The organism is Streptomyces sp. NPDC048278 (assembly GCF_040652195.1).
In the GTDB taxonomy this organism is placed as follows: Bacteria; Actinomycetota; Actinomycetes; order Streptomycetales; family Streptomycetaceae; genus Streptomyces.
Genome location: NZ_JBEZLP010000013.1, coordinates 273,046 through 294,138, shown reverse-complemented (window position 1 = coordinate 294,138; position 21,093 = coordinate 273,046). Strand labels below are relative to the sequence as shown.

The window sequence follows — 21,093 nt, the reverse complement described above, 5'->3', positions numbered from 1 at the left end:
CGCCCATGACCACCAAGGCACTTGAGGGCATTCGCGTCCTCGACATGACCCACGTCCAGTCCGGCCCCTCCGCCACCCAGCTACTCGCCTGGCTCGGCGCGGACGTGGTCAAGCTGGAGGCGCCGTCCGGTGACATCACGCGCAAGCAGCTGCGCGACCTCCCGGACGTCGACTCCCTCTACTTCACGATGCTCAACTGCAACAAGCGGAGCATCACCCTCAACACGAAGACCGAGCGCGGCAAGGAACTCCTCACCGAGCTGATCCGGCGCTCGGACGTGATGGTGGAGAACTTCGGTCCCGGCGCGGTCGACCGGATGGGGTTCACCTGGGACCGCATCAAGGAGATCAACCCCCGGATCGTGTACGCCTCCATCAAGGGGTTCGGGGACGGCCCGTACACCAACTTCAAGGCGTACGAGGTCGTCGCCCAGGCGATGGGCGGGTCGATGTCGACCACCGGCTTCGAGGACGGCCCGCCGCTGGCCACGGGCGCACAGATCGGCGACTCGGGCACCGGAGTGCATACAGTAGCCGGAATACTGGCGGCACTCTTCCAGCGCGAGCACACCGGGCGCGGCCAGCGCGTCAACGTCGCCATGCAGCACGCCGTGCTCAACCTCTGCCGGGTGAAGCTCCGCGACCAGCAGCGGCTCGCCCACGGCCGGCTCGCCGAGTACCCGAACGAGGACTTCGGCGACGAGGTGCCCCGCTCCGGCAACGCCTCCGGCGGCGGCCAGCCCGGCTGGGCGGTCCAGTGCGCGCCGGGCGGCCCGAACGACTACGTGTATGTGATCGTGCAGCCCGTCGGGTGGCAGCCGATCACGCAGCTGATCGGCCGGCCCGAGCTGGCGGACGACCCCGAGTGGGCGACCCCGGAGTCCCGCCTGCCCAAGCTCGGCAAGATGTTCCAGCTGATCGAGGAGTGGTCCTCGACGCTCCCCAAGTGGGAAGTGCTGGAGCAGCTCAACGCCCACAACATCCCGTGCGGGCCGATCCTCTCCACCAAGGAGATCATCGAGGACGAGTCGCTGGTCGCCAACGAGATGGTGGTGACCGTCCCGCACCCCGAGCGCGGCGAGTTCGTCACCGTCGGCAGCCCGCTCAAGCTCTCCGACTCCCCGGTCGACGTCACCAGTTCGCCGCTGCTCGGCGAGCACAACGAAGCGGTCTACATCGGCGAACTCGGTCTCGGCGACGAAGAGTTGCGCCTGCTCAAGTCGAACGGAGTGATCTGACGTGATGGCAGAGGACCGGGAGCTGCGGGTCCGCGCGCTCCTCGACTCCGTGCGGGCGGAGGGCCGTACCGCACTCACCGCGCCCGAGGGCAAGGTGATCGCCGACGCGTACGGGATCGCTGTACCGGGCGAGGAGTTGGCGACCGACGTCGACGAGGCGGTGGCGTACGCGGCCCGCTTCGGCGGACCGGTCGTCATGAAGATCGTCTCGCCGGACATCCTGCACAAGACCGACGCGGGCGGGGTGATCGTGGGCGTCGAGGGCGCGGCGGACGTGCGCGCGGCCTTCCACCGGATCATCGAGAACGCGCGCGGCTACGACGCGGATGCCCGCATCGAGGGCGTCCAGGTGCAGGAGTTGCTGCCGAAGGGCACGGAGGTGATCGTCGGCGCGGTCACCGACCCGACCTTCGGGAAGGTCGTCGCCTTCGGGCTCGGCGGGGTGCTGGTCGAGGTGCTGAAGGACGTGACCTTCCGGCTCGCGCCCGTCTCCGCCGACGAGGCACTGTCGATGCTGGACTCCATCAAGGCGGCCGAGGTGCTGCGCGGGGTGCGCGGGCAGGCCGGGGTGGACCGCTGGGCGGTCGCCGAGCAGATCCGCCGGGTCTCCCAACTGGTCGCGGACTTCCCGGAGATCGCCGAGGTGGACCTCAACCCGGTGATCGCCACGCCGGAGGGCGCGGTCGCCGCCGACATCCGGATCATCCTCGCGGAGAAGCAGCCGCAGGAGCGCAGGAAGTACACGCGCGACGAGATCCTGGAGTCCATGCGCCGGCTGATGCAGCCCCGCTCGGTCGCCGTGATCGGTGCCTCCAACGAGCAGGGCAAGATCGGCAATTCGGTGATGCGCAACCTCGTGGACGGCGGCTTCGCCGGGGAGATCCATCCGGTGAACCCCAAGGCCGATGACATTCTGGGCCGCAAGGCGTACAAGAGTGTCACGGACGTTCCCGGTGAGGTGGATGTGGCCGTCTTCGCCATTCCCGCCAAGTTCGTCGCGGCGGCGCTGGAGGAGGTGGGCCGGAAGAGGATCCCCAACGCCGTCCTGATCCCGTCCGGTTTCGCGGAGACCGGCGAGGAGGAGCTCCAGGCCGAGATCGTCGCCGTCGGCGAGCGGTACGGCATCCGTCTCCTCGGCCCGAACATCTACGGCTACTACTCCACCTGGCAGGACCTGTGCGCCACGTTCTGCACGCCGTACGACGTGAAGGGCGGGGTGGCGCTGACGTCCCAGTCGGGCGGGATCGGCATGGCGATCCTCGGCTTCGCCCGGACCACGAAGACGGGTGTGTCGGCGATCGTCGGGCTCGGCAACAAGTCGGACCTGGACGAGGACGACCTGCTGACCTGGTTCGGTGAGGACCCGCACACCGAGTGCATCGCGATGCACCTGGAGGACCTGAAGGACGGCCGCGCCTTCGTGGAGGCCGCGCGGGCGACCGTACCGAAGAAGCCGGTCGTGGTCCTCAAGGCGGGCCGTACGGCGGCCGGTGCCAAGGCGGCCGGTTCGCACACGGGCGCGCTCGCGGGCGACGACGCGGTGTACGACGACATCCTGCGGCAGGCGGGCGTGATCCGCGCACCCGGCCTGAACGACATGCTGGAGTACGCACGCGGCCTGCCGGTGCTGCCGCCCCCGCAGGGCGACAACGTCGTGATCATCACCGGCGCGGGCGGCAGTGGCGTGCTCCTCTCCGACGCGATCACCGACAACGGGCTGACCCTGATGGAGATACCGCCGGACCTGGACGAGGCGTTCCGGCGCTTCATCCCGCCGTTCGGCGCCGCCGGCAACCCGGTGGACATCACGGGCGGCGAGCCGCCGTCGACGTACGAGGCGACGATCCGGCTCGGTCTTGAGGACCCGCGGATCCACGCGCTCGTCCTCGGCTACTGGCACACCATCGTCACCCCGCCGATGGTCTTCGCCGAACTGACGGCCCGCGTGGTCGCGGAGTTCCGCGAGCGGGGCATCGAGAAGCCGGTCGTCGCCTCGCTCGCGGGGGACGTCGAGGTCGAGGAGGCCTGCCAGTACCTGTACGAGCGGGGGGTCGTGGCGTACCCGTACACGACCGAACGGCCGGTGGCCGTGCTCGGCGCCAAGTACCGCTGGGCGCGGGCAGCCGGGCTGTTGGGGAGCGGACTGCTGGGGGGCGGGTCATGACGTAGCCGAGGAAGGGGCCGGCCGGCGAGCGCGTCGTCGGCCGGCCCCGGGACCCGTGCGCGCACGAAAGGCATTGGACAGGGGGCGCTGGCCAGAACTTTCGACGCAAGGGGTGCTGAGCAGACATGTCATCCATCGATCTATCGCCGTCCGTCCCTTTCAGGGAGGTGACGGACCGCAACGGCCGCACGTACCGGATCGGCGAACGCGATGTCGATCTCATGGGCCGCACACGCAAGTGGATGGTCATCCTGCCCTGGGTGGGCATGATGGGCATCAGCTCCGCCGAGTACGCGTTCACGTCGGCGGAGGACACGCTCCACGATGCGCATCTGTGGAGCAGCGGGCACATCTTCTGGCTGATGGGCGTCTGGGTGTTCTTCCAGGCGGCCGTGGCCTTCCCGGCCGGGCAGCTGCGGGAGAGCGGACGGCTCCCCGCCCGTACGGCCATGCTGATCGGTGCCGTGGGCACGCTGCTGGGCTATGTGGCGCTGGCGTTCGCGCCGAACGTGGTCGTCGCCTATCTCGGCTTCGGCATGTGCAGCGGCATCGGTGCCGGTCTCGTCTACGCGACCTGCGTGAACATGGTCGGCAAGTGGTACCCGGAGCGCAAGGGCGGCAAGACGGGCTTCGTCAACGGCGGTTTCGCCTACGGGTCCGTGCCCTTCGTGTTCCTGTTCACCTCGGTCCTCGACCTCGGCAACTACAAGGTCGTGCTCTCCGCGGTCGGCATCGGGCTGTGCCTGGTGGTGGCGTCGGCCGGCTGGTTCTTCAAGGACCCGCCGAAGAACTGGTGGCCGCCGCACGTCGATCCCCTGAAGGCCACTCAGGACCCGCGGATACGAAGGGCGTTGGAGAAGAACCCGCCCGCCGTCAAGCAGTACACCCCGAAGGAGGCCGCCCGTACCCCGGTCCTGTGGATGATGTGGTTCTGTCTGCTCTGCACGGCCGGCATCAATATCTTCGGCATCGCCTTCCAGGTGCCGTTCGGCAAGGACATGGGCTTCGCGGGCGGGATCGTCGCCACGGCCATGTCCCTGAAGGCCATCGTCAACGGCACCGGCCGCGGCGTCATCGGCTGGATCTCCGACCGCTACGGCCGCCGCAACACGCTCATCATCGTCTGCATCGTGCTCGGCACGGCACAGTTCGGCGTGCTGGTCTCCGGCCAGATGGGCAGCATGCCGTTCTTCCTGTTCTGCTCCATGGTCTCCGGCTTCGGCGGCGGAGCGATCTTCCCGCTCTTCGCGGCCATGACGGCGGACTACTTCGGTGAGAACAACAACGCCACCAACTACGGGATGGTCTACAGCTCCAAGCTGATCTCCGGCCTGGTGGGCTCCGGTCTGGGCGCGGTCGTCGTCGGTGAGTGGGACTACCACGGCGCGTTCGTGCTCGCGGGCTCCGTCGGCCTGGCCTCCGCAGTGCTGGCTCTCTTCCTCAAGGCACCGGGCAGGCCCAGCGCCCGGCGCATCGTCCCCAACCCGCAGCCGCTCGGCGAGGAGATGGCGTGACATGTCGGCAGACCCTGTAGCCACGAACAGCACCGACGCGGGCCGGCGCCCGTACCGCGAGGTCACGGACGCCCGCGGCCGGGTGTACCGGATCGGCGAGACCGACCGGGACATCCTCGGCCACTCCCGCAACATCATGGTGTACCTGCCGTGGATCGCCATGATGGCCATCAGCGTCTTCGAGTACGCGTACGGCTCCGCGGAGGACACCCTGTCCCACGCGCACGGCTGGACGCAGTCCAACACGTTCTGGATCCTGAGCGTCTGGGTGTTCTTCCAGGCCGGCATCGCGTTCCCGGCGGGCTGGCTGCGGGAGAAGGGCATCCTGACCGCCCGTCGCGCCATGTACACCGGCTCCGTGATGTGCCTGATCGGCTTCCTGGCGCTCTCCCACATCAGCGAGATCTGGCTGGCGATCATCGGCTTCGGCGTGATCGGCGGCCTGGGCTCCGGCCTCGTCTACGCGACCTGCATCAACATGGTCGGCAAGTGGTTCCCCGAACGCCGGGGCGCCCGCACGGGTTTCGTGAACGGCGGCTTCGCCTACGGCTCCCTCCCCTTCATCTTCATCTTCAACTACGCCTTCGACACGGCGAACTACCACCGCGTCCTGGACCTGATCGGCGCCTACGTGATGGTCGTCGTCCTGGTCACCGCGTTCTTCTTCAAGGACCCGCCGAAGAACTGGTGGCCGGCCGACGTCGACCCGCTCACCCACGCGGGCGGCACCAGGACCGGTGCGGCGCTCGCCAAGAACCCGCCCGCGGTACGCCAGTTCACCCCGAAGGAGGCGATCCGCACCGGCATGCTCCCGCTGATGTGGATCGCGATCGTCATGACGGCCGGCGTCTCGATCTTCGGCATCTCCTTCCAGGTGGACTTCGCCAAGGACGTCGGCTTCGGCCCGCTGGTCGCGGCCTCCTCCATGGGCGTCATGGCGGTCATCAACGGCGTCGGCCGCGGCGTCGTCGGCTGGCTCTCCGACCGCCTCGGCCGCAAACCGACCCTCGTCTTCGTCATCGTCGTCCTCGGTCTGGCCCAGTTCGGCGTGATCTGGGCCGGTGACATCAAGAGCGAGTGGCTGTTCCTGTTCTTCGCCTTCCTCTCCGGCTTCGGCGGCGGCGCCTTCTACCCGCTCTTCGCCGCCCTCACCCCGGACTACTTCGGCGAGAACTACAACGCCACCAACTACGGCCTCGTCTACAGCGGCAAACTCATCAGCGGCCTCTTCGGCGGCGGCCTCGGCTCCATGGTCGTCGGCGCCTGGGGCTACAACGGCGCGTACGCCCTGGCGGGCGGCATCTCGATGCTGGCGGCGGGGGTGGCCCTGCTGCTGCGGCAGCCGGGCCGCGAGACGGGCACCGGCGCAAAGGTGGTGACGGCACAGCCGCAGACGGCGACCTGAGGGTTTCCGCGGAGCCTCAGGACAGGTCTTGCCAGTGGCGAGTCCCGGACCCGTGTCCGGGACTTCGCCGCTTCCGCGACACGCCCTCGGCCGGGCCGACGATGTCGCCACTCATCTCTTTCGCCCCGGCTTCGGCTATCCTCCGAAGGATTCTCCGGGGTTGTACAGGGCCCGCCGGAGCCGGCTTCGCCCCGATCGTGCACGACGGCCTTCCCTCGATGCCCGAAGGAGCATGCATTGCGTGTGAATGTGCGTGTCGGACGGCGCCGGCAACGGACGGGGGTTCGCGCGCTGGCGGCCCTTGCGGTGTCCGCGGCGCTCGTCGTGCCCCTCACCGCGACCCCGTCCCGTGCGAACACGATCCACGGGAGTGCTGCGGTCCGGCAGGACGACAGTACGGGGTTACGCGCTCGTCTGCGGGCGCTGGCGCGGGAGTTGGTGGAAGAAGGAGTGCCCGGGGTGATCGTGCGGGTGGACGACGGTCACGGCAGGCCCGTCGAGATCTCCGAACAGGCCACCTGGACGAGGAAGGACCATCGGCTCAGCGCGGACGACGAGGTGCGGGAAGCGTCCAACACCAAGACGGTGATGGCCACCCTCGTCCTGCAACTGGTCGCCGAGCACCGACTCGCCCTCACCGATCCGGTCGGCAAGTGGCTGCCCGGCCAGGTGCGCAACGGCGGAAAGATCACTCTGCGCATGCTGCTCAACCACACCAGCGGGTTGTTCGACTACACCGACGACCCCGCCCTCGCCGGGGCCCTCACCGGCCAGGACACCCACGTGTGGACGTCGACGGAAATCCTTCGGCTGGTGAGCGGGCACCCGGCGCTGTTCGAGCCCGGCACCGAGTGGTCGTACAGCAACACCAACTACATCGCGATCGGCGCCGTTCTGGAGAAGGCCACCGGCAAAAGCCTTGCGGCGCTGGTGCGGGACCGGATCGCCGCGCCCCTGGGGCTCCGGCACACCTTCTACGCCACCGGCTCCGCCTGGCGCGACCGGCACGCGTACGGCTATGAACCCGACGCCGCCCACATGCCACCGGACGTCCCCGACGAGTTCAGGAACTACGCCGGACCGCAGCACGACGACCACGTGGACGTCACCGGCGACTACGTCACGGCCGACGGAGCGGATGCCGCGATCGTGTCCACCGCCGGTGACTGGTCCCGTTTCTACGGCGCGCTGATGTCGGGCCGCCTGCTTCCCGCCGCCCAACTGGCCGAGATGCGCACCACCGTGCCGGAGAACGGGCCGGGGGACCCGGACGAGCTCGGCTACGGGCTGGGCATCGAGACGGCGAAGACCTCCTGCGGCACGGTCTGGGACCACGTCGGCATCGTCCCGGGCTACGCGACCTACAACGTCACGGACTCCACCGGCCGTCGCACGGCCGCCTTCTTCTTCGCCACGTCCACTCTCACCAGGCAGGCGCATCAGACCGGCGCCGCCTTGATGGACGCGGTCAACTGCGCCGTGGCCGCGCCCACGGTTCCCGCGGCACCGCGCTAACTTCAACCATGCGATCCCGAACGAGCGGCATGTGGTGGGGAACGGCCCTTGAGGCACCGGATCCGGCGCTCCTGGCCCGCTTCTACGCGGAGTTGCTGGAGTGGCCGATCGTGCACGAGGAGCCCGGGACGGCTGTCGTCGCGCCGCCGCAGGGGGCCGTGTACATCGTGTTCCAGGAGGCTGCCGGATACCGGCCGCCGACCTGGCCGCCGGTCGACGGCGAGCAGCGCGCGACGATGCATCTCGACTTCCAGGTGGCCGACCTGGAAGGGGCGGTGGCGGAGGCCGTCGCCAAGGGGGCCGTACTCGCGCCGGAGCAGCCGCGGGACGACGTCCGCGTGCTGTTCGACCCCGCCGGTCACCCCTTCTGCCTGTGCCGCGACGACGGGTAGGCGCGGGACGCGCGAAATTCGTACGCGCCGGCCGAGCGGGGTCCCGTAGATTCCCGGCGGAGGCCCGCCCGAGGTGCTCCGGGGATGGGGGCATCGATGGCCGTGGAGTCGATACCGGTGAAGTCGGCGCCGAAGTCGCTGGTGTGGGACGGCGACGAGCTGGTCTCCGCGACCGGGGGCGGGCGGCGCTGGGGCCCGGATGGGACGGAGCGCTCGGCGCCCTACGCGTGGAGCTTTCCGTTCGACACCGGGACCGTCTCGGCCTCGGGGCGCTACTCCGCGGTGTACCAGGAGCGCGGCACCAAGGGCGCGTTGCTCGAGGGCGAACGGGTCGTGCGGGAGCTGAACCGCAGCTACTACCGGGCGCCGAACTACGACTACCCACTCGCCCTGGGCGCGTTGGGCGACGGGCGTGAGGTCGTCGTGCACTGTCCGGACGAGTACAACGTGCTCCAGATCGAGGACGCGGCGAGCGGGGAACGGCTGACCGCCGGTGGGCGGGAGCCCCAGGACGTCTTCCACTCCCGGCTCGGCCTGAGCCCGGACGGCCGGTACCTGCTGTCGGTCGGCTGGGTCTGGCAGCCCTTCGGGATGGCCCTGGTCTACGACACCGCGCTCGCGCTCAGCGACCCCGGCACCCTGGACGGCGACGGTCTGTTGCCGATATCGGCGGTCATGACCGCCGAGGTGACGGCGGGCTGCTGGCTCGACGCCGACCGGCTGGTGCTGGCGACGGGGGCCGAGGAGTGGGACGAGGAGGAGACGGCCGGGCTGCCGCCGCTCCACCTCGGGGTGTGGTCGGTGTCCGAAGGGCGCTGGCTCCAGCGCAGTCCCGTCGGCGATGCCGAGCCGGGGGTGCTGCTGCTGCCCCGCGGTGACGAGGTGATCTCGTTCCTCGGCCACCCGCGGCTGCTCGACCCGGCCACCGGGCGCATCGTGGCGGAGTGGCCGGAGGTCGCCGTGCCCGTCAAACCGACCTGCTTCGGCTACCGGCGCGTTCCCACTCCCGTCGCCGCCCTCCACCCCGACGGCACCCGGCTGGCCGTCGCGACGGCGGAGAGCATCGCGCTGATCACGCTGCCGTGAACCCGCACGGGCTCAGGAGGTCGCCCGCTCGTGGTACGACCGCCGCGTGTGCTCGGTGTGTTCGCGCATCAGGCTGGTCGCCGACTGCTCGTCCCGGGCGGTGATCGCCGCGATCAGTCCGCGGTGTTCGATCCAGGACTCGTGGCCGCGCTGGCGGGCCACCGGGGTGTAGTACCAGCGGACCCGGCGGTCGACCTGGGCGGCGAGTTCGGCGAGGACCGTGTTGCCGGCCAGGGCCATGATCTTGGCGTGGAACGCGGCGTTCAGGGCGACGGCCGCGTCCACGTCGTCCGCGGCGACCGCCTTCTCGCCCTCGGCGCACAGGGATTCGAGGGCGGCCACGCCCGCACTGCCCGCGTTGGCCGCCGCCAGCCGTGCCGCCTCGGCCTCCAACAGGGTGCGGACGGTGAGGAGTTGGTCGGCCTCCTCCTCCGTCGGCTCGTGGACGAACGCGCCCTGCGCGGGCCGCAGGTCCACCCAGCCCTCGGTGTTCAGCCGCTGGAGCGCCTCGCGGACCGGCTGCCGGGAGACGCCGAGGTGGCCGGCGAGTTCGCTCTCGACGAGGTGCTGGCCGGGCTGGAGGGCGCGGGTGGTGATGAGTTCCAGCAGCGCCTCGTAGACACGGTCGCGCAGCGGGCCGGGGCGTTCGAGCTTGGGCACCGCGCCCTGCGGCAGTCCGGCTGACAACATCGGGTCCCCCTTCGGCAGACACCCGTTACGAGCGGACACTCAGTGCGGACACTCAGTATCGATTGTCTTTCGTCTACAGTCTACGGCGCACTGCTGCCGGCGGAGGCGGGAGTCGGGCACGTCACACCGCGGGGCGCGCCCTCACGGACAGCGCACGACCTGCCCCGCGTACGAGAGGTTGCCGCCGAAGCCGAACAGCAGGACCGGGTCGCCGCCGGAGATCCGGCCCTGTTCGACCAGCTTGGAGAGGGCGAGCGGGATGCTCGCCGCCGAGGTGTTGCCGGACTCGGTGACATCCCGTGCGACGACCGCGTCGACCGCGCCGATCTTCGCCGCTAGCGGCTCGATGATCCGCAGGTTGGCCTGGTGCAGGACGACGGCCGCGAGGTCGGCGGGCGCGATCCCGGCCTTCTCGCAGGCGCGCCGGGCGATGGGCGGCAGCTGGGTGGTGGCCCAGCGGTAGACGCTCTGCCCCTCCTGCGCGAACCGGGGCGGGGTGCCCTCGATCCGTACGGCGTGGCCCATCTCGGGGACGGACCCCCACAGGACCGGTCCGATCCCGGGCTCCTCGCTCGGCCCGCACGCCTCGACCACGGCCGCGCCCGCGCCGTCGCCGACCAGGACGCAGGTCGTACGGTCGGTCCAGTCCGTCACCTCGGACATCTTGTCGGCGCCGATGACCAGGGCCCGGGTGGCGGCGCCCGCCCGGAGGGTGTGGTCGGCGGTGGCGAGCGCGTGGGTGAAGCCGGCGCACACGACGTTGACGTCCATCGCCGCGGGCTGCGGGATGCCCAGCCGGGCGGCGACGCGCGCGGCGGTGTTCGGGGAGCGGTCGATCGCGGTGGAGGTGGCGACCAGCACCAGGTCGATGTCCGCGGGGGTGAGGCCGGCCGCGGCGAGGGCCTTGGCCGCGGCGTGCGCGGCCAGTTCGTCGACGGGTTCGTCGGGGCCCGCGATGTGCCGGGTGTTGATGCCCACCCGGCTGCGGATCCACTCGTCACTGGTGTCGACCATGCCCGCCAGGTCCTCGTTGGTGAGTACCTTCGCGGGCTGGTAGTGGCCGACGGCGGCGATGCGCGAGCCGATCATGGGTGGTGGAGCCCCCTTGTTGCCTCGGTCTGGGCCCACCAGTCTGTTCAGTGACTCACGGGTACGACGGCACGTAAGGCCACAGGAAACGGGCGCCCGAGTTGTCGGCTTCTTGCAGACCCTCGGACGCCCGAGCATGCTCCCGGTTCACCCGTTGAACAGCTGTGTCGCTTTCTGTACGAGTTCGTACACCCCGTAGGCGAAGGGCGCGCCCACCCAGACCCAGGCGAGCGCGATCAGCCAGCGGCGGTCAGGACTGGGCGGGCTGCTCTCGTTCGACATCGGCGGCCTCCCTCGGCGCTGGAATGTGGTGGCGGGCGTCGACCGGCCGGACGAGTTCGTTGGCTATGAAGCCGACGACGAGCAGGCCGATCATGATGGAGAAGGACAGGGTGTACAGGTCGGAGCCGTGCTTGCCGGCGTCCTTCTGGTGGTCGGCGATCCAGTTGACGATGAGCGGACCGAGCACCCCGGCGAGGGACCAGGCGGTGAGCAGCCGGCCGTGGATGGCGCCGACCTGGTAGGTGCCGAAGAGGTCCTTGAGGTAGGCGGGGACGGTCGCGAAGCCGCCGCCGTAGAAGGAGAGGATCACCAGGGCGCAGAGGATGAACAGGGGCTTCGACGAGTCCCCGAACAGGGCGATGAGCAGGTACATCACGGCGCCCACGCCCAGATAGACGCGGTATATGTTCTTGCGGCCGATCAGGTCGGACGTGGACGACCAGCCGATCCGGCCCGCCATGTTGGCGGCGGAGAGCAGGGCGACGAACCCGGCCGCGGCGGACACCGTCACCGGGGTGGAGCTGTCGGCGAAGAAGTCCGTGATCATCGGCGCGGCCTTCTCCAGGATGCCGATGCCCGCGGTCACGTTCATGCAGAGCACGACCCACAGGCACCAGAACTGCGGGGTGCGGATCGCGCTGTTCGCGGAGACCTGCACGCCCTCGAAGGCGCTCGGCGCGTCAGCGACCGGCTTCTCGGTGCGCGGCACGCGGATCAGCAGGACGCCGAGGGTCATGAAGACGGCGTACGACAGCCCGTGCACCAGGAAGGCGAGGGCGATGCCATCGTTGTCACTGCCGAAGGACGAGAGCATCTGCGCCGACCAGGGCGAGGCGATCAGCGCGCCGCCGCCGAAGCCCATGATGGCGATGCCGGTGGCCATGCCGGGCCGGTCCGGGAACCACTTGATCAATGTGGAGACGGGCGAGATGTAGCCGATGCCGAGGCCGATGCCGCCGACGAAGCCGTAGCCGAGGACGATCAGCCAGTACTGCTTGGTCTCGGCGCCGAGGGCGGAGATCAGGAAGCCGGTGGAGAAGCAGATCAGGGCCACCGTCATGGCCCAGCGCGGTCCGTTGCGCTCGACGAGGGTGCCGCCGAACGCGGCCGACAGACCGAGCATCACGATCGCGAGCTGGAAGGGCAGCGCGCTCTCGGTGCCGCTCAGGTTCAGCGCGGATTCGAGCGGCGGCTTGAACACGCTCCAGGCATAGGCCTGGCCGATGGAGAGGTGGACGGAGAGGGCGGCGGGCGGGACGAGCCAGCGGCTCCAGCCCGGCGGCGCTACAGGGGGGCTGCTCATGAGTCCCGGACGGTAGGGCCCCGCAAGGGTGGTTGAGAACCCGGTGGCTCGATCGTATGCGTTGAACGGTATCCAGAATGCGCCGAACGGTCGCCGTCCGAACCCTTGTCGACCCCGACTCCATACTGTAGACAATATTTCGTCGACATGATTCGGTCGGCCTTCTCCCCGACCACCTCCGCGGTATCCCTCAAACCGAACGGAGTGTTCCGTGAAAGTCGCAGTCCTCGGCGCCGGTGCGATCGGCGCCTATGTCGGTGCCGCGCTCCACCGCGCGGGCGCCGACGTGCATCTCATCGCCCGTGGACCCCATCTGGCGGCCATGAGGCAGTACGGAGTTCGCGTGCTCAGCCCGCGCGGCGACTTCACCGCGCACGCCCACGCCACCGACGACCCGGCCGAAGTCGGCCCGGTCGACTACGTCTTCCTGGGCCTGAAGGCCAACTCGTACGCGGCGTGCGGGCCGCTGGTCGAGCCCCTGCTGCACGAGCGGACGGCGGTGGTCGCCGCCCAGAACGGCATCCCCTGGTGGTACTTCCACCGGCACGGCGGCCCCCACGACGGCCACCGCGTCGAGAGCGTCGACCCCGGCGGGAGCGTCAGCGCCGTCCTCGCCCCCGAACGCGCCGTCGGCTGCGTGGTGTACGCGGCGACCGAGCTCGAAGCGCCGGGCGTGGTAAGGCACTTGGAAGGCACCCGGTTCTCGGTCGGCGAGCCCGACCGCAGCGTGTCCAGGCGCTGTCTGCGGCTGAGCGAGGCGATGCAGAGCGGCGGGCTGAAGTGCCCGGTCGAACCCGACCTGCGCAACGACATCTGGCTCAAGCTGCTCGGCAACATCTCCTTCAACCCGATCAGCGCGCTGGCCCGCGCCACGATGCGGCAGATGTGCCTGCACGGCGGCACCCGGCGGGTCATCGAGATCATGATGCGCGAGACGCTCGACGTCGCCGAGGCGCTCGGCTGCGAGGTCGGGGTCTCCATCGAACGCCGGCTCGCGGGCGCCGAGAAGGTCGGCGACCACCGCACCTCCACGCTCCAGGACCTGGAGCGCGGCAAGCCGCTGGAACTCGACGTGCTGCTCGCCGCCGTCGTCGAGCTGGCGGAGATCACCGGCGTCCAGGTGCCCACCCTGCGCACCGTGCACGCCATCTCGGACCTGCTCGCCCTGAGGAGCGCCGCATGAAGAGCGCCAGGAAGCGCGCACCGAAGACCTACACCCGGCTCACCCACCCCCTGGTCCGCGACTCCCGCGACGAGCCGTTCCGGCAGGCGAGCTGGGAGGAGGCCCTGGACCGCGCGGCCCGCGGCCTGGACCGCAACCGCGACGCGTTCGGGATGTTCTCCTGCGCCCGCGCCACCAACGAGATGAACTACGTGGCGCAGAAGTTCGCCCGGGTGGTGATGGGCACCAACAACGTCGACTCCTGCAACCGGACCTGTCACGCCCCGAGCGTGGCCGGCCTGAGCGCGGCCTTCGGCTCCGGCGGCGGCACCTCCTCGTACGAGGAGATCGAGCACACCGACGTCATCGTGATGTGGGGCTCCAACGCCCGCTTCGCGCACCCGATCTTCTTCCAGCACGTGCTGAAGGGGATCAGGAACGGCGCCCGGATGTACGCCGTCGACCCGCGCCGCACCTCCACCGCCGAGTGGGCGGAGAGCTGGCTCGGGCTGAACGTCGGCACCGACATCCCGATGGCGCACGCGATCGGCCGGGAGATCATCCACGCGGGACTGGTCAACGAGGCGTTCGTCGAGCGGGCGACGACCGGCTTCGAGGAGTACCGGGCGCTCGTCGAGCCCTGGACGCTCTCGCTCGCGGAGAAGGTGACGGGCGTACCGGCCCGCGCCATAAGGGAGTTGGCGCACGCCTACGCCCGCGCCGAGCGTGCCCAGCTGTGCTGGACCCTCGGCATCACCGAGCACCACAACGGCACCGACAACGTCCGCGCCCTGATCAACCTCTCCCTGCTCACCGGCCAGGTGGGCCGCTGGGGTGCCGGGCTGCAACCGCTGCGCGGCCAGAACAACGTGCAGGGCGGCGGCGACATGGGCGCGATCCCCAACCGCCTGCCCGGCTTCCAGGACATCCTCGACCCGGACACCCGGCTGAAGTTCGAGTCGGCCTGGGACACCGTGATCCAGCCGCACTACGGGCTGAACCTCACCGAGATGTTCGAGGCGATGGAGGAGGGCACGCTCAGGGCCGTCTACTGCATCGGCGAGAACCCGGCCCAGTCGGAGGCCGACAGCGAGCAGGCGGTACGGCGGCTGGGCGCCCTCGACTTCCTGGTCGTCCAGGACATCTTCCTCACGAAGACGGCGGAGCTGGCCGACGTCGTGCTGCCCGCGACCGCCGGCTGGGCGGAGACCGAGGGCACGACCACCAACAGCGAGCGCCGGGTGCAGCGGGTCCGCCGGGCGGTCACCCCGCCCGGCGAGGCCCGGGAGGACATCGACATCCTCTGCGACCTGGCCGCCCGGCTCGGCCACGACTGGAAGTACCAGGACGCGGAGGCCGTCTGGAACGAGCTCCGCTCCGTCTCCCCCGACCACTACGGGATGACGTACGACCGGCTCACCGAGCACCAGGGCATCCAGTGGCCATGCCCGAGCACCGAGGGCCTCGAACCGACGTACCTGCACGGCCGGTTGTGGGAGACGGACCCGGACCGGCGCGGGACGCCGGCGCCCTTCGGGCTGGTCCGGCACGATCCGCCGGTCGACCTCACCGACGAGGAGTTCCCGATCCGGCTCACCACCGGGCGCCGGCTCGACTCCTACAACACCGGGGTGCAGAGCGGCGGTTACGCCTCCCCGCTGCGGCGCGGCGAGTACATCGAGCTGTGCCCGGAGGACGCCGAGCGGTACGGGGTGGTCGTCGGCGAGGAGGTCCAGGTGTCCTCGCGGCGGGGCGCGGTGGTGGCCCCGGTCTGGGTCGACACGGCGCTGCGCCCCGGCCTCGCCTTCATGACCATGCACTTTCCCGACGAGGTGGACACCAACCAGCTGACGATCGAGGCGAACTGCCCGATCGCGGGGACGGCGGAGTTCAAGGCGTCGGCGATCCGTATCGAGAAGCTCCCGGTCGCGACCATCGTGAGGTGACACAGGTGGACCTGCACTTCGGCGACAGCAAACCGACGGACGACGAACGGGACGCCGTGGACGCCCTGTTGGGCCCTCCGGAGTCCTCCTGGGAGGGCGCCGACCGCTCCGACGCGGACCTGCGGTGGGCGCGCGGCGGCCGGGCGGCCCGGGACCGCCGTGACCTGCTGCTGCCGGGGCTGCACGCGATCAACGACCGGATCGGCTGGATCAGCGAGGGCGCCCTCGGCTACCTGTGCCGCCGCCTGACCGTCCCCCCGGCCGAGGCGTACGGGGTCGCCACCTTCTACGCGATGTTCTCCGTGCGGCCCCGCCCGGCGACCGTCCTGCACGTCTGCACGGACCTGGCGTGCACGGCGGCCGGGGCCGCGGACCTGTGCACCGGCGTCGAGGAGCGCCTCGGCCCCGGGGTGCACGTCGAGCGCAGCCCCTGCCTGGGCCTGTGCGAGCGCGCCCCGGCGGCCCTCGCAATCCGGGCCGGGGATCCGGTGCGTACGGCGGTGGCGGCCCCGGCGACGGTCGGGGCGGCCGTCCTCGCGGCCACCGCGCCCGACTCGGCACCGGAGGAGCCGCCGGCCGTGACGGCCGTACCCCAGGCGGGACAGGAGGGCCTGACCCTGTTGCGGCGGGTGGGCGTGGTCGACCCGGCCTCGCTCGACGACTACCGGGCGAACGGCGGCTACACCGCCCTGCGGCAGGCCTTCGCGCTCGGCCCCGCCGGGGTCGTCCGCGAGGTCACCGACTCGGGCCTGGTCGGGCGGGGCGGCGCCGCCTTCCCCACCGGCCGCAAGTGGCAGGCCACGGCGTCGCAGCCCGACCGTCCGCACTACCTGGTCTGCAACGCCGACGAATCGGAGCCGGGCACCTTCAAGGACCGCGTGCTCCTGGAGGGCGATCCTTACTCCCTGGTGGAGGCGATGACGATCGCGGCGTACGCGATCGGCGCGCGCCGGGGCTTCGTCTACCTCCGCGGCGAGTACCCGCGCGCGACCCGGCGTCTCCGACACGCGATCGACCAGGCCCGTGCCCGGGGCTTCCTCGGTGACGACGTCCTCGGTCAGGGCTTCGCCTTCGACATCGAGATCCGGCGCGGTGCCGGGGCGTACATCTGCGGTGAGGAGACGGCCCTGTTCAACTCCATCGAGGGGTACCGGGGCGAGCCGCGCTCCAAGCCGCCGTTCCCGGTGGAGAAGGGGCTGTTCGGGAAGCCGACGGTCGAGAACAACGTGGAGACGCTGGTCAACGTCCTGCCGATCCTGACCATGGGCGCCCCGGCGTACGCGGCGATCGGCACGGCGAAGTCCACCGGCCCGAAGCTGTTCTGCGTGTCGGGGAGCGTGGCCCGCCCCGGCATCTACGAACTCCCCTTCGGTGCCACGCTCGGCGAGCTCCTCGAACGGGCCGGTGTGCGCGAGAACTTGCGGGCGGTCCTGCTCGGCGGCGCCGCGGGGGGCTTCGTCCGGCCGGACGAACTCGGCATCCCGCTCACCTTCGAGGGCACCCGGGAGGCGGGCACCACGCTCGGCTCGGGTGTGGTCATGGCCTTCGACGACACCGTGCCCCTGCCGCGACTCCTGCTCCGGATAGCCCAGTTCTTCCGGGACGAGTCCTGCGGGCAGTGCGTGCCCTGCCGGGTCGGGACGGTCCGGCAGGAGGAGGCGCTGCACCGGATCGTCGCGCGCACCGGCGCCGACGCGGCCGGGGACGTGGCGCTGCTGCGCGAGGTCGGCCGGGCGATGCGGGACGCCTCGATCTGCGGTCTCGGCCAGACCGCGTGGAACGCCGTGGAATCCGCCATCGACCGTCTGGGGGCGTACGAATGACCGTCACACCGCTCGGGATCCCGCGCCGGCTGCTGGAGTTCACGATCGACGGCGAACAGGCGCGGGTCCCGGAGGGCTCGACGATCCTGGACGCCTGCCGGGCCGCCGGGAAGGACGTGCCGACCCTGTGCGAGGGCGACACGCTCCGCCCGAAGAACGCCTGCCGGGTGTGCGTGGTGGAGGTGGAGGGGGCCCGGACCCTGGTGCCCGCCTGCTCCCGGAAGGCCGAGCCCGGGATGGTGGTCCGCACCGGCGGCGAACGCGTCCGGCACAGCCGCCGGATCGTCCTGGAGCTGCTGGCCTCCTCGGTCGACCTGTCGACCACCCCGCGCGCCGCCGAGTGGATCAAGGAGTACGAGGCGAAACCGGACCGCTTCGGCCCCGACGCGGCCCGCCTCGACGAGGAGCCCAGGGTCGACAACGATCTGTACGTGCGCGACTACGGCAAGTGCATCCTCTGCTACAAGTGCGTGGACGCGTGCGGGGACCAGTGGCAGAACAGTTTTGCGATCTCGGTCGCCGGGCGCGGCTTCGACGCCCGGATCGCGGTCGAGCACGACGCCCCGCTGACCGACTCGGCATGCGTGTACTGCGGGAACTGCGTGGAGGTGTGCCCCACCGGGGCGCTGTCGTTCAAGTCGGAGTTCGACATGCGGGCGGCGGGCACCTGGGACGAGTCCCGGCAGACGGAGACGACCACCGTGTGCGCGTACTGCGGTGTGGGCTGCAACCTCACGCTCCATGTGCAGGACAATGAGATAGTGAAGGTCACCTCGCCGCACGACAACCCGGTGACCCACGGCAATCTCTGCATCAAGGGCCGTTTCGGCTACCAGCACGTACAGAACCGGGGCTGATCAGACCATGGGACGAGTCACGGAACGACGCAAGGTCATCCGGATCCGCGACGGAGCGGTCTCCGCCCGGCCGGACACGCTCGTCGCCGAGGAACCGCTGGAGATCAGACTCAACGGGAAACCCCTCGCCATCACCATGCGCACGCCCGGCGACGACTTCGCGCTGGCGGCCGGTTTCCTGGTGAGCGAGGGGGTGCTGGCGGAGGCGGGCGACCTGCAGAACATCGTCTACTGCGCGGGCGCCACGGTCGACGGCTCGAACACCTACAACGTGGTCGACGTGCGGACCACGCCGGGCGTCAAGCTCCCCGACTTCACCCTGGAGCGGAACGTCTACACGTCCTCGTCCTGCGGGCTGTGCGGCAAGGCGAGCCTCGACGCGGTGCGTACGACGGCCCGCTGGCCGATCGCCGACACTCCCCCGGTCCGGGTGGAGCCCGAGCTGCTCGCGAGCCTCCCCGACCGGCTCCGCGCGTCGCAGCGGGTCTTCGACCGGACCGGGGGTCTGCACGCGGCGGCCCTGTTCGCGGAGGACGGCGAGCTGCTGGACATCCGTGAGGACGTGGGCCGGCACAACGCGGTCGACAAGCTGGTCGGCCGGGCCCTGCAGAACGGTGACCTGCCGCTGTCCCGGGCGATCCTGCTGGTCTCCGGGCGGGCCTCCTTCGAGCTGGCGCAGAAGGCCGTGATGGCGGGCATCCCGCTGCTCGCGGCGGTCTCGGCACCGTCCTCGCTGGCGGTGGACCTGGCGGCGGAGACCGGGCTGACCCTGGTCGGCTTCCTGCGGGGCAGCAACATGAACGTGTACGCGGGCGAGGACCGCATCGCTCTGCGGGCCGCGGCCACCCAGGGCTGACCCGGTTCCCCGCGGCACGGCGGCGGGGCCCCGACCGGCGGGGAGCGCCCCCTGCGCCGCAGGGGCCCCGCCTCAGCCGGAGCCGGGCGCCCCGACGCCCGCCGCGGCCTCGGCGAAGGCGGCGACCAGCGGGGAGCGGCGGCCGGCCGCCCAGGCCAGCAGCACCCGGTCGGGTTCGGCGTCGACGACCGGGACGTAGACGATGTCCGGGCGGGAGTACTGCTCGGCGGCCGAGCGGGGCACCATCGTGATGGCGACACCGGCGGCCACGCACTCGAATTTCTCTTCGATGGTGCGCAGCGGCAGGTCGCCGGGCCGGGGGTCGTTGTAGCGCAGCCACCGCTCGCCGTCGAGGTCGGAGAGGGAGATCTCCTGCTTGCCGGCGAGCCGGTGCCGGTCCGGGAGCATCGCCACCCGGGGCTCGCCGTACAGGGGGCGCAGTTCGAGCCCCTCCTCCCGGACGGGCAGCCGTACGTAGGCGATGTCCACGGTGCCGTCGAGGATCAGCCGCTCCTGATCGTCCCACTCGACCCGGAGGGCATGCACCTCGACGTCCGGCCGGCCCGCTTTGAAGGCGCGCAGCGCCTCGGTGACCACCACGCCGGCCCGGAAGCCGACGACGAGCCGCCGCCCGCCTCGTGCGGCCTGCCCGACCCGGCGCCGGGTCGCTTCGGCGACGGCCAGCAACTGCCGTGCGTCCTCGACGAGTTGCCGCCCGGCGTCGGTCAGGGTCACGCCGTGGCTGTCCCGGACGAACAGCTCGGCGCCCAAGTCCTTCTCCAGGGCGCGGATCTGACGGCTCAGCACGGGCTGGGCGATGTGCAGCCGCTCCGCCGCCCGGCCGAAGTGGAGGAGTTCGGCGACCGCCGCGAAGTAGCGGACCTTGCGCAGATCCAGGTCCATGTCCGCGGCTCCTTCCGGGTTGGCGATGTCTTCAGGGTATCGCCACCGCCGAAAGAGGTCTTGGACGGCGGTTGCCGCGGAGCCGCAGGCTGGAGACGTCCGCACGGGACGGAACACCGGCTTTTGGAAGGGGATCGGCCATGGGTCTGCAGGGACAGCGTGTCGTCGTCATCGGGGGCACCTCGGGCATCGGGCTCGCGGTCGCCGAGGGGGCGGCACGGGAGGGCGCGCGGGTGGTCGTCGCCTCGCGGCGGCGGGAGAGCGTCGACGCGGCGCTCAAGACGCTGCCGGAGGACGCGGAAGGGCAGGTGCTGGACGCCACGGACGAGGACGCGCTGCGCGCCTTCTTCGCCCGGCTCGGGGCGTACGACCACCTGGTGTACACGGCCGGTGACTCGATCCTGCTGGAGACGCTGGCCAAGACGGACATCGCGACGGCCCGGGGCTTCCTGGACACCCGGCTGTGGGGTGCGTACGCGGCGGTGAAGTACGGCGCCGGGTCGATCCGGCCGGGCGGGTCGGTGGTGCTGACCACGGGCACGGCGGGGCGCCGGCCGATGCCCGGGTCGAGCGTCGCCTCCGCGCTGTGCGGGGCGATGGAGTCGCTGACCCGGGCGCTGGCCGTGGAGCTGGCGCCGCTGCGGGTCAACGTGGTCTCGCCGGGGGTGGTGCGGACCGAGCTGTGGCGGGGGCTGCCGGAGTCGGTCCGGGAGCAGCTGTACCGGTCGTCCGCCGAGTCGCTGCCGGTGGGGCGGATGGGCGAGCCGGCGGATGTGGCGGAGGCCTACCTGTACCTGATGCGTGGGGGGTACAGCACCGGGTCGGTGGTGGTCGTGGACGGCGGCGGGACGCTGGTCTGAGCGACCGG

Annotated in this window: 18 protein-coding genes; 13 read left to right on the top strand and 5 right to left on the bottom strand. The window is 70.9% G+C overall.

The genetic code is table 11. The features are described 5' to 3' along the window. The first annotated feature begins 5 nt into the window (after positions 1-5). From frc to AB0D74_RS24135, 7 genes are all read left to right on the top strand, one after another. A complete protein-coding gene (gene frc, locus AB0D74_RS24165) occupies positions 6-1,238 on the top strand; it encodes a formyl-CoA transferase (RefSeq protein ID WP_362590531.1) in 1,233 nt (410 codons plus the stop codon). A gap of 4 nt (positions 1,239-1,242) precedes the next feature. Then, positions 1,243-3,402, top strand: coding sequence for an acetate--CoA ligase family protein (locus AB0D74_RS24160; protein ID WP_362590528.1), 2,160 nt, complete (start codon positions 1,243-1,245; stop codon positions 3,400-3,402). Positions 3,403-3,527: 125 nt separating this feature from the next. Beyond that, positions 3,528-4,916, top strand: coding sequence for an OFA family MFS transporter (locus AB0D74_RS24155; protein ID WP_362590525.1), 1,389 nt, complete (start codon positions 3,528-3,530; stop codon positions 4,914-4,916). Between the two features lies 1 nt (position 4,917). Further along, positions 4,918-6,321, top strand: a complete 1,404-nt coding sequence (locus AB0D74_RS24150) for an OFA family MFS transporter (protein ID WP_362590521.1) — start codon at positions 4,918-4,920, stop codon at positions 6,319-6,321. A gap of 459 nt (positions 6,322-6,780) precedes the next feature. Beyond that, positions 6,781-7,836, top strand: a complete 1,056-nt coding sequence (locus tag AB0D74_RS24145; protein WP_362590518.1) for a serine hydrolase domain-containing protein — start codon at positions 6,781-6,783, stop codon at positions 7,834-7,836. Positions 7,837-7,844: 8 nt separating this feature from the next. After that, the gene (locus AB0D74_RS24140; RefSeq protein WP_362590515.1) at positions 7,845-8,228 is read left to right on the top strand and encodes a VOC family protein; all 384 of its coding nucleotides are present in this window, start codon (positions 7,845-7,847) and stop codon (positions 8,226-8,228) included. A gap of 84 nt (positions 8,229-8,312) precedes the next feature. Then, the gene (locus tag AB0D74_RS24135; protein WP_362590512.1) at positions 8,313-9,314 is read left to right on the top strand and encodes a hypothetical protein; all 1,002 of its coding nucleotides are present in this window, start codon (positions 8,313-8,315) and stop codon (positions 9,312-9,314) included. Positions 9,315-9,326: 12 nt separating this feature from the next. Here the strand turns inward: AB0D74_RS24135 and AB0D74_RS24130 are convergent, their stop codons facing one another. The 4 genes from AB0D74_RS24130 to AB0D74_RS24115 form a co-directional block, all read right to left on the bottom strand. Then, positions 9,327-10,004 carry a GntR family transcriptional regulator gene (locus AB0D74_RS24130; RefSeq protein ID WP_362590510.1) on the bottom strand — a complete coding sequence of 226 codons (678 nt, stop codon included), beginning with the start codon at positions 10,002-10,004 and terminating at the stop codon, positions 9,327-9,329. A gap of 141 nt (positions 10,005-10,145) precedes the next feature. Further along, on the bottom strand, positions 10,146-11,093 hold the full coding sequence (locus AB0D74_RS24125) for a beta-ketoacyl-ACP synthase III (RefSeq protein ID WP_362590507.1): 948 nt from the start codon (positions 11,091-11,093) through the stop codon (positions 10,146-10,148). A gap of 147 nt (positions 11,094-11,240) precedes the next feature. Next, a complete protein-coding gene (locus AB0D74_RS24120) occupies positions 11,241-11,375 on the bottom strand; it encodes a hypothetical protein (RefSeq protein ID WP_355717584.1) in 135 nt (44 codons plus the stop codon). Further along, on the bottom strand, positions 11,344-12,678 hold the full coding sequence (locus tag AB0D74_RS24115; RefSeq protein WP_362590504.1) for an OFA family MFS transporter: 1,335 nt from the start codon (positions 12,676-12,678) through the stop codon (positions 11,344-11,346). Before AB0D74_RS24115 ends, AB0D74_RS24120 begins: the two co-directional genes overlap by 32 nt. A 211-nt stretch (positions 12,679-12,889) precedes the next feature. Between AB0D74_RS24115 and AB0D74_RS24110 the strand changes: the two genes are divergently transcribed. The 5 genes from AB0D74_RS24110 to fdhD are packed head-to-tail and all read left to right on the top strand — an operon-like array spanning position 12,890 to position 19,322. After that, on the top strand, positions 12,890-13,861 hold the full coding sequence (locus AB0D74_RS24110; RefSeq protein ID WP_362590501.1) for a 2-dehydropantoate 2-reductase: 972 nt from the start codon (positions 12,890-12,892) through the stop codon (positions 13,859-13,861). After that, a complete protein-coding gene (locus AB0D74_RS24105) occupies positions 13,858-15,786 on the top strand; it encodes a molybdopterin-dependent oxidoreductase (protein WP_362590499.1) in 1,929 nt (642 codons plus the stop codon). The genes AB0D74_RS24110 and AB0D74_RS24105 overlap by 4 nt, the downstream gene beginning before the upstream one ends. 5 nt (positions 15,787-15,791) lie before the next feature. Next, on the top strand, positions 15,792-17,609 hold the full coding sequence (locus AB0D74_RS24100; RefSeq protein WP_362590577.1) for an NADH-ubiquinone oxidoreductase-F iron-sulfur binding region domain-containing protein: 1,818 nt from the start codon (positions 15,792-15,794) through the stop codon (positions 17,607-17,609). Next, positions 17,606-18,466, top strand: coding sequence for a 2Fe-2S iron-sulfur cluster-binding protein (locus AB0D74_RS24095; RefSeq protein WP_362590497.1), 861 nt, complete (start codon positions 17,606-17,608; stop codon positions 18,464-18,466). The genes AB0D74_RS24100 and AB0D74_RS24095 overlap by 4 nt, the downstream gene beginning before the upstream one ends. 7 nt (positions 18,467-18,473) lie before the next feature. Beyond that, positions 18,474-19,322, top strand: coding sequence for a formate dehydrogenase accessory sulfurtransferase FdhD (gene fdhD / locus AB0D74_RS24090; protein ID WP_362590494.1), 849 nt, complete (start codon positions 18,474-18,476; stop codon positions 19,320-19,322). 72 nt (positions 19,323-19,394) lie between these two features. Here the strand turns inward: fdhD and AB0D74_RS24085 are convergent, their stop codons facing one another. Then, positions 19,395-20,225: a LysR substrate-binding domain-containing protein gene (locus tag AB0D74_RS24085; protein WP_362590491.1), complete on the bottom strand. Its 831-nt coding sequence runs from the start codon at positions 20,223-20,225 to the stop codon at positions 19,395-19,397. Positions 20,226-20,365: 140 nt separating this feature from the next. Between AB0D74_RS24085 and AB0D74_RS24080 the strand changes: the two genes are divergently transcribed. Then, on the top strand, positions 20,366-21,085 hold the full coding sequence (locus AB0D74_RS24080) for an SDR family oxidoreductase (RefSeq protein WP_362590488.1): 720 nt from the start codon (positions 20,366-20,368) through the stop codon (positions 21,083-21,085). Positions 21,086-21,093: the final 8 nt, after the last annotated feature.

What these genes read in the sequence shown, in the direction of transcription:
- AB0D74_RS24155 (WP_362590525.1), top strand. Translation starts at nt 3,528, where the DNA reads ATGTCATCCATCGATCTATCGCCGTCCGTCCCTTTCAGGGAGGTGACG.
- AB0D74_RS24160 (WP_362590528.1), top strand. Translation starts at nt 1,243, where the DNA reads ATGGCAGAGGACCGGGAGCTGCGGGTCCGCGCGCTCCTCGACTCCGTG.
- fdhD (WP_362590494.1), top strand. Translation starts at nt 18,474, where the DNA reads ATGGGACGAGTCACGGAACGACGCAAGGTCATCCGGATCCGCGACGGA.
- AB0D74_RS24130 (WP_362590510.1), bottom strand. Translation starts at nt 10,004, where the DNA reads ATGTTGTCAGCCGGACTGCCGCAGGGCGCGGTGCCCAAGCTCGAACGC.
- AB0D74_RS24150 (WP_362590521.1), top strand. Translation starts at nt 4,918, where the DNA reads ATGTCGGCAGACCCTGTAGCCACGAACAGCACCGACGCGGGCCGGCGC.
- AB0D74_RS24115 (WP_362590504.1), bottom strand. Translation starts at nt 12,678, where the DNA reads ATGAGCAGCCCCCCTGTAGCGCCGCCGGGCTGGAGCCGCTGGCTCGTC.
- AB0D74_RS24085 (WP_362590491.1), bottom strand. Translation starts at nt 20,225, where the DNA reads ATGGACCTGGATCTGCGCAAGGTCCGCTACTTCGCGGCGGTCGCCGAA.
- AB0D74_RS24125 (WP_362590507.1), bottom strand. Translation starts at nt 11,093, where the DNA reads ATGATCGGCTCGCGCATCGCCGCCGTCGGCCACTACCAGCCCGCGAAG.
- frc (WP_362590531.1), top strand. Translation starts at nt 6, where the DNA reads ATGACCACCAAGGCACTTGAGGGCATTCGCGTCCTCGACATGACCCAC.
- AB0D74_RS24095 (WP_362590497.1), top strand. Translation starts at nt 17,606, where the DNA reads ATGACCGTCACACCGCTCGGGATCCCGCGCCGGCTGCTGGAGTTCACG.
- AB0D74_RS24135 (WP_362590512.1), top strand. Translation starts at nt 8,313, where the DNA reads ATGGGGGCATCGATGGCCGTGGAGTCGATACCGGTGAAGTCGGCGCCG.
- AB0D74_RS24120 (WP_355717584.1), bottom strand. Translation starts at nt 11,375, where the DNA reads ATGTCGAACGAGAGCAGCCCGCCCAGTCCTGACCGCCGCTGGCTGATC.
- AB0D74_RS24140 (WP_362590515.1), top strand. Translation starts at nt 7,845, where the DNA reads ATGCGATCCCGAACGAGCGGCATGTGGTGGGGAACGGCCCTTGAGGCA.
- AB0D74_RS24080 (WP_362590488.1), top strand. Translation starts at nt 20,366, where the DNA reads ATGGGTCTGCAGGGACAGCGTGTCGTCGTCATCGGGGGCACCTCGGGC.
- AB0D74_RS24105 (WP_362590499.1), top strand. Translation starts at nt 13,858, where the DNA reads ATGAAGAGCGCCAGGAAGCGCGCACCGAAGACCTACACCCGGCTCACC.